Here is a 6,372-nt window from a genome sequence, read left to right on the forward strand (position 1 = left end):
CTTCGTCTTGGAGCTTCATTTTATTTGGACCCCAAAATTTTGATCCGGCCGGTTGACTCCGACCTTGGGGCATACTTTACGGAACTCGCCCGTCTGCAGCAGATCTTGTTCTACCGGGAACTCGGCTTCAGCCTGCGGGACATCAAGCATGCGCTGGAGCCATGGAGGACGATTTTCATCGCAGCGTGCTGGAGGGCATGCACGTCGGCTTGAGCTGCTATTTGTACGCTGCGGCTGTGAAGTATGCCGAGACGACTTGAACGTTGGTCGGAAGCCGGAAAGACGGTTTGCGGTTTGGCCGGATGCGATGTAGATTAAGGAGGTGGAGGTGAGCGCGGATTGAATGCATCGCATGCGGACAAACTTGCGGAATTGCGGACGATCCTGGACGCATCGGACAATATCGTATTCTTCGGTGGAGCCGGCGTTTCGACGGAGAGCAACATCCCGGATTTCCGAAGCGCCGGCGGCCTTTTCTCCGAACGCGTGGGAAAGCGCGAGTTATCGCCGGAAGAAATTCTGTCCCATACGTTCTTCATGCAGCATACCGAGGAGTTCTATGATTTCTACAAGAACAAGATGATCTATAAAGACGCGAAGCCCAATCCGGCGCATCTGGCGCTGGCGAGGCTGGAGCAGGCGGGCAAGCTGAAAGCGGTCATCACGCAAAATATCGACGGGCTTCATCAGCAGGCCGGAAGCCGGGAGGTTCTCGAACTGCACGGCTCGGTGCACCGGAATTACTGCATGTCATGCGGACAGTTCTTCACGCTGGACGCCGTGCTGGAATCGGCCGGTGTGCCGAAGTGCAGCCGCTGCGGCGGGATCGTCAAGCCGGATGTCGTCCTGTATGAAGAAAGTCTGGATACGGGAGTTCTGGAGAAAGCCAGGCGGTATATCGAGCAGGCGGACGTGCTGATTGTTGCCGGAACCTCGCTGAGGGTGTACCCCGCCGCGGGATTGATCCAGTTTTTCCGGGGCAGACATCTGGTGTTGATCAACAAGTCTCCCACGCCGTATGACCACGCGGCCAGCCTGGTCATTCACGACAGCATCGGGAAAACGTTGAAAGCTTGCCTGACGTAAAAAAAGCAGACGGCGTCCGAGCATCGATTCGGATGATCCGTCTGCTTCTTGTTTGTCTGCTGGTCAGTTCCCTTCTTTGGTCGGGCCGAGAACCCCCGGCACCGGCAGTCCGGCCTGGCGGAGAAGCACGGTCATCTGCCCGCGATGGTGGGTTTGATGGTCGATCAAGGTTCTCAGCATCGCGCCGCGCGGTACGGCGCCGGCGAAGGTTTCCACGTTTTCGACCATTTTCTCATCCGTAAGCTGCTGCTCCACCGCCCGCTTGACGTCCTCGACCGTCTTGGTGTAGGCCTTCACGATTTCCTCTGCTTTGCCGGGCCGTTCGCTGCCTGCCGGTTCAATGGCGAGGCCGACCTGCTTCATGAAAAATGCCGGTGCGGTCGCCAGGTGCCAGCCAAGCCATCCGAGCGTGTTGTGCCCTTCCACAATGGCCTGATCCAATTTCTCATCCGTGAGCGACTGCAGCACCTTGAGCGTGCCTTGTGCGGAGTGCGACCAATCATGGAGGAAATCTTGCACGGTTCTGTACATGGCGTCTGCTCCTTGTTGCAAAATGTGAGGTGTCTTCCCCGCTCAGGATTTTATATCAAATCGCCCGGAAAAGGAACTCGATGCTTGCGAGAGATTCGGGATGCTGTCAAAATATCCTCAAAAGGAGAACTCAAGTCATGAATCTGAAAATTCTGGATGCCGCTTTCTCCGTCATCAAATTGCCGCCGACCGATCCGATCCCGTCATGGGCCGCAAGCGGCCGGTTCGTCTCCATTACCCGGACGGACGAAGAGCTTTCCATCGTCGTTCCTTCCGAACGACTGCCGGACGGCGAGGAGTTCGCGAACATCGAAAGCGAGTTCCGGTGCATCAAGATCGAGGAGGGCGTACTGGACTTCAGCCTGACCGGAATTCTTGCATCGCTGGCCGGCCCGATGGCCGAAGCCGGGATCAGCATTTTCGCGATCGCAACCTACAATACGGATTATATCCTGATCAAGAACCACGCCCTGGAACAAGCGAAAGCCGTATTGGAGAAGGCGGGACATATGTTCAGCCGTTGATCAACCCGCCTGCCGGGTGTTGAATCAACCCGCCAGGAGCACGTCGACGATCGCCTTGTTGGCGAGTTCGTTCTTCTTCAGATGCCGCACCCCTTCGCCGGACAGCAAATCGACGGGAGACAGGGGCAGTTCCCCGCAAACGTCCGCCCCCGCGAGCGGACGGGTCCGTTTCAGCTCCCGGATCGCATCCAGCAGCTGCCGCAGCGTCATGCTGCCCTGGTCCCAGTCCGTGGCCGCGTTGTCCCGATTCAACACGTCTTTGTCCACGCTGATATAAATCGGCTGGTCGGGCACGGCGGTGAGGATGGCCCGCTCGATTTCCGCGGCGGACATGCGCCTCACCTCGTGCTCGGAGATGACGGTGACGTTGCCGGGCATGCCGGCTGCCTGGCGGCCGCTCGGGGTGTTGGCGCCGACGATGACCACGCGGTTCAGCAGCGGCAGCGTCCTCAGCGCATGGCTGACCCACGAGCCGCAGGAAAGGATCGGGATCTCCCCCTCCGGCGCCAGGTCGGTATGGTGGTCGAACAGAACGAGCGAGAACGGCTGCCGGATTTCGGACAGGAGCACATAGGTGACGTAGTGATAGTTCCCGTTGCCGATCAGCGTGACGCGCCGGTGCTTTCTTGAACGCAGCCGTTTCTGAATTTTGTGCAGGGAATCGGAAGCGCAGTAGCCGCGGCAACCGCGCAAATCGGAGAAATCGATCCACTCGACCGGGTATCTCCGGAGCAATGTCTGTTTTTGCAGCGTACCGTCGAAGTTTAACAAGGAAATTCCGCTCTTCATTGTTCCCACTCCTATTCTTCAAGCAGGGCTCAAATCATAGGTCTTGTTCACAATGAAACGGCAGTCAGAATGTTCGCTTATTAAAAATCGATTCGTTGCCGCAAAACGAAGAACCATCATGCGATCTGCCGCCGGACGACGGCGTCACGGCAGGAGGCGTCACACAATGGCTCACCATCTCTATTATATAAAATTTGTGTTCCGAAATCAGTTCCCGAAACGGGTAAATTCGCCGAACCGTTCCTCGCTGATGCGAATCGACTCTTCGTCGAACACGACAAGATAAACATCCATATCACGTTCAGCGCGTGCGAGGAAATCCCGGATCGCCGAGACCGCGACTTGCAGCGCTTCGGCTTTGGGGTAACCGTAGATGCCGCTCGAGATTAACGGGAAGGCGATGCTCTCGCACTTGTGCAGGGCGGCAAGCCGAAGCGAATGGAGGTAAGCGGAGCGGAGAAGCTGCTCGCATTCCGCCGCGCGTTGACTGCTGTAGATTGGGCCGGCCGCATGAATGACGTGCTTCGCGGGCAAGGCGAAGCCCGGCGTGATCACCGCCTCGCCGGTCCTGATCGGAGCGAGCCGGTCGCAGGCCGCTTGCATCTCGGCCGGTCCGGCCGCCCGGAAGATCGCGCCGCAGACGCCGCCCCCCATCCGCAGCTCGGTATTGGCGGCGTTCACGATCGCATCGACGTTCATTTTCGTGATGTCCTGACGGACGATTGTGAAGGGCATGGCTGGTGGAAACCTCCCGGATACATATGGAACTTCGTCGGAACACCCGCCTTGCGGTGTTCTAAAGCGTCTGCGTTTGGTCCCTTCATTCAACCTGGAAGCCCAGCGCAGACGCTCATTCCTGAAAACGGTGTACTCGACCGCCTGCAATCTGCGAATCACATCCTCCTGACGGAGCGCGTCATCAACAAGGACAACCATCTCACCACTACGGAGTATGTATTCATTCCAACTTCGCAAACCGGTCATCCGTCGGTGCCGGGTTTTGGTCTGTTGAAAAAAGCGTTCGTGATCGTTATTGGTCCGTGGAACATGCGGATGGTCATAGCATGTAAACAGGCCTTTCCAAAACCCTCGTGTATAGTTCATGAGATTGGTCACGAGCGGTTCGTCGTCTTCGTGGGTATAAGTTGCCTTACGATTGCGAAGAAGGCGATCGAATGGCACGAAGGCGTGCTGACCCTTGAATCTTCCCCGGGAAAAACGCTGTTCCGGATCAGACTGGCGAAGCGCTTTGCCGGCAAAACGTAACCCGGGCGCGCTGCCTGCACGGATGGACCAAAACAGCGGCCATGCCGTTCTGGTCATCCGGTGCGGGCGATTTTCTGTTGGATCATGAAAGGGATGAACAAATACAAGGCGTAGGCAAACGACAGCCAGGCGGTAAACGCGATCACCCGGGCTTCGTCCAATTGCGGTAAAACAACGGGATGAAAAGAGATCGAGAAGGTGTCCAGCGCCAACCCGATGATCGTCCCGATCACCCCGAACTTGAGCGGCGCATACTTCGAGCGATCGAACTGCCGATAAGCCTGCGTGACGCCCCACAGTACGGCCGCCGTCCCGATCAGGAGCAGGATCGTGCTGATGACAAATGCATTTGAACGGGGAGGAAAGAGCACGTATTCGCCGAACAGCCTGAAAAACAGTGTGGCAAAGAGCCAAACGACAAATCCCCACATCGCGGTGAACAACCAGTTTCTCATTTCTTGCCCTCCTTGTCTGTCATAGCGCCCAGTCCTTTCAGGAAGTGCTCGAACTCGCGGTAGATGTTCTCGACGGGAAAGTCTTTCTGCAGCAAGGCCTGCAGGGCCAATCCATCTACCATCGCATTGATCAAAATGCCCCATGTGTCCCGCGACACCCCTTCGATCGGAGAGGCCGCCCACAGGCCGGACAAATTGCGGGACAGCGCTTCGTTTTCCGCCGCCATGATTTCGCCCAGCTTGTGTCGAATCTCTTCATTGTTGAAGCCGGAAGCGACAAGCGAGAGGAACAATTTGTGAAAAAACGAGTCGTAGGAGCAGCGGCTTTTCGCCGACGCCAGGGCGTGCGCGATCGCATCTTCTTTCGGTCGGGCGATCTCCTGCCAGATGGTTTCGCAAATGTCCTGGACGATCGCGAGCAGCAACTGCTCCTTCGTGCGGAAATGATAGTAGATCGTCCCCTGCGTCACGCCCGCCGTCTCCGCCACCGCCCGCAAGGTGAACTGTTCGAGGCCTTTCTCCACCAGACATTCCTTTGCATATTGGATGAGGTCGCGCTTGCTGACGACATTCGGCTTTGCCACCGGATCACCATCTTTGTTAGTTAGTCATACGACTAACTTCAATATTAGCATACCGGGATGAGGATGAGAAATGCGAAACCTGCTGCCGGACGTCTGGCATCACGGCAGCAGGCTTCACGCAACGGGCTTCGGGCATTAATTCGCGATTTTCCGGAAGGAACTTCCCTTTGACAACGCGAGCAGATGTTTCATGATCTTGAAAAGCAAGAAGCCGAGGACACTTCCGAATGTATTCAAAATGACATCGTCAATATCGAATTGCCCGATTTTCAGGCCAATCTGTAAAGTTTCAATCGCAAAGCTGATGACCATGGAATCCACGATGATCTTCGAAAGTTTGCCGTATCTCTTGAACAGCAGCGGAAGAAAAAATCCGAGCGGCAAGAAAATCAGGATATTGCCCAGGGTGTTATGGATAATAATGTCCATATTGTAACGGTCAGCTCCCGTCAAATATTCCACCGTATTACGAAACGGGATGAAGTTCGCATTCCGCTTCAACACTTCCAGATTGAGATATCCCTCTGAATCGGGCGGAGTCGCCGCATAGCGGTTCCATTCTATACCGTTTGCCGCGTCCACCATGCGCACGATGATTCGTTGGAAGAGCAGCTTGAACAGGACGATGAAGGCGTACAGCGCAAACAGCATCCAGGTTGCCGCCTTGAACGCCTTATCATACGGGAACATGGACGCTTGCAAGCCACGGGTCAGTTGTTTTTGTTCCCCGAAGCTTTCCAACGCCTTCCGGGTTGCCTCTTCCTCGGCAAGGCCTTGACTCAAGTATTCACTTTTCAATGAGCGTTTTGCAATAATCCAAGGCCTTGATTTGTAAGGATTTTCGGACATAAAAAAGGGACTTCACCCCAACTTGGAGAAGTTTTCAAGTGACCAAACAAGAAAACTTAAGGAGTGAAGTCACGATGTATATTGGCGCCGACGGACATTGCAGACAGGGCATTTTACGTGCGCTTCTGGCCGCCCCTCTTGAAGGAATCGCTACCTTAACGGCTTTGCATCATCGGTTGAGCACGGACCTTCGGTTCCGCTATCAGTGCGGACTTTCGCTTGATCGGGAAGCTCCATCCATCTCCACACTCAGCCGTGTGTTTGCCGACGTCACGAAAAAGGAACTGG

Annotated in this window: 10 protein-coding genes and 1 pseudogene; 5 read left to right on the forward strand and 6 right to left on the reverse strand. The window is 55.7% G+C overall.

Annotated elements, in window-relative coordinates; all coding sequences use genetic code 11:
* Positions 1-39: 39 nt before the first annotated feature.
* On the forward strand, positions 40-213 hold the full coding sequence (locus tag C6W55_RS18080; RefSeq protein WP_353682019.1) for a MerR family DNA-binding protein: 174 nt from the start codon (positions 40-42) through the stop codon (positions 211-213).
* A gap of 126 nt (positions 214-339) precedes the next feature.
* Complete coding sequence (locus C6W55_RS07785; protein ID WP_286892211.1) at positions 340-1,086, forward strand: NAD-dependent protein deacylase; 747 nt, start codon at positions 340-342, stop codon at positions 1,084-1,086.
* 63 nt (positions 1,087-1,149) lie between these two features.
* On the opposite strand, the gene C6W55_RS07790 is transcribed toward C6W55_RS07785, so the two are convergent.
* Positions 1,150-1,617 (reverse strand): DinB family protein, encoded by a 468-nt coding sequence (locus tag C6W55_RS07790; RefSeq protein WP_286892213.1) that lies wholly within the window; start codon positions 1,615-1,617, stop codon positions 1,150-1,152.
* Between the two features lie 137 nt (positions 1,618-1,754).
* Here C6W55_RS07790 and C6W55_RS07795 point away from each other — a divergent pair, with 137 nt between their 5' ends.
* Positions 1,755-2,141, forward strand: coding sequence for an ACT domain-containing protein (locus C6W55_RS07795; RefSeq protein WP_286892214.1), 387 nt, complete (start codon positions 1,755-1,757; stop codon positions 2,139-2,141).
* Positions 2,142-2,165: 24 nt separating this feature from the next.
* Here the strand turns inward: C6W55_RS07795 and C6W55_RS07800 are convergent, their stop codons facing one another.
* Positions 2,166-2,930, reverse strand: coding sequence for an arginase family protein (locus C6W55_RS07800; protein ID WP_286892216.1), 765 nt, complete (start codon positions 2,928-2,930; stop codon positions 2,166-2,168).
* A gap of 207 nt (positions 2,931-3,137) precedes the next feature.
* The gene (locus tag C6W55_RS07805; protein WP_286892217.1) at positions 3,138-3,665 is read right to left on the reverse strand and encodes a macro domain-containing protein; all 528 of its coding nucleotides are present in this window, start codon (positions 3,663-3,665) and stop codon (positions 3,138-3,140) included.
* Positions 3,666-3,716: 51 nt separating this feature from the next.
* Between C6W55_RS07805 and C6W55_RS07810 the strand changes: the two genes are divergently transcribed.
* Entirely contained in the window at positions 3,717-4,196 is a 480-nt protein-coding gene (locus tag C6W55_RS07810; RefSeq protein WP_286892218.1) for an ATP-binding protein, read from the forward strand.
* 53 nt (positions 4,197-4,249) lie between these two features.
* On the opposite strand, the gene C6W55_RS07815 is transcribed toward C6W55_RS07810, so the two are convergent.
* From C6W55_RS07815 to C6W55_RS07825, 3 genes are all read right to left on the reverse strand, one after another.
* Positions 4,250-4,651 carry a DUF5367 family protein gene (locus C6W55_RS07815; protein ID WP_286892220.1) on the reverse strand — a complete coding sequence of 134 codons (402 nt, stop codon included), beginning with the start codon at positions 4,649-4,651 and terminating at the stop codon, positions 4,250-4,252.
* Entirely contained in the window at positions 4,648-5,235 is a 588-nt protein-coding gene (locus C6W55_RS07820; protein ID WP_286892222.1) for a TetR/AcrR family transcriptional regulator, read from the reverse strand. The genes C6W55_RS07815 and C6W55_RS07820 overlap by 4 nt, the downstream gene beginning before the upstream one ends.
* Positions 5,236-5,370: 135 nt before the next feature.
* Positions 5,371-6,084 carry a VanZ family protein gene (locus tag C6W55_RS07825; protein ID WP_286892224.1) on the reverse strand — a complete coding sequence of 238 codons (714 nt, stop codon included), beginning with the start codon at positions 6,082-6,084 and terminating at the stop codon, positions 5,371-5,373.
* An 83-nt stretch (positions 6,085-6,167) separates the two neighbouring features.
* On the opposite strand from C6W55_RS07825, the pseudogene C6W55_RS07830 reads away from it, so the two are divergent.
* A pseudogene (locus C6W55_RS07830) lies at positions 6,168-6,372 on the forward strand (transposase); the annotation flags it as partial.

Source organism: Thermobacillus sp. (assembly GCF_003390775.1).
Lineage (GTDB): Bacteria > Bacillota > Bacilli > Paenibacillales > Paenibacillaceae > Thermobacillus > Thermobacillus xylanilyticus.

What these genes read in the sequence shown, in the direction of transcription:
- C6W55_RS07790 (WP_286892213.1), bottom strand. Translation starts at nt 1,617, where the DNA reads ATGTACAGAACCGTGCAAGATTTCCTCCATGATTGGTCGCACTCCGCA.
- C6W55_RS07815 (WP_286892220.1), bottom strand. Translation starts at nt 4,651, where the DNA reads ATGAGAAACTGGTTGTTCACCGCGATGTGGGGATTTGTCGTTTGGCTC.
- C6W55_RS07795 (WP_286892214.1), top strand. Translation starts at nt 1,755, where the DNA reads ATGAATCTGAAAATTCTGGATGCCGCTTTCTCCGTCATCAAATTGCCG.
- C6W55_RS07800 (WP_286892216.1), bottom strand. Translation starts at nt 2,930, where the DNA reads ATGAAGAGCGGAATTTCCTTGTTAAACTTCGACGGTACGCTGCAAAAA.
- C6W55_RS07825 (WP_286892224.1), bottom strand. Translation starts at nt 6,084, where the DNA reads ATGTCCGAAAATCCTTACAAATCAAGGCCTTGGATTATTGCAAAACGC.
- C6W55_RS07805 (WP_286892217.1), bottom strand. Translation starts at nt 3,665, where the DNA reads ATGCCCTTCACAATCGTCCGTCAGGACATCACGAAAATGAACGTCGAT.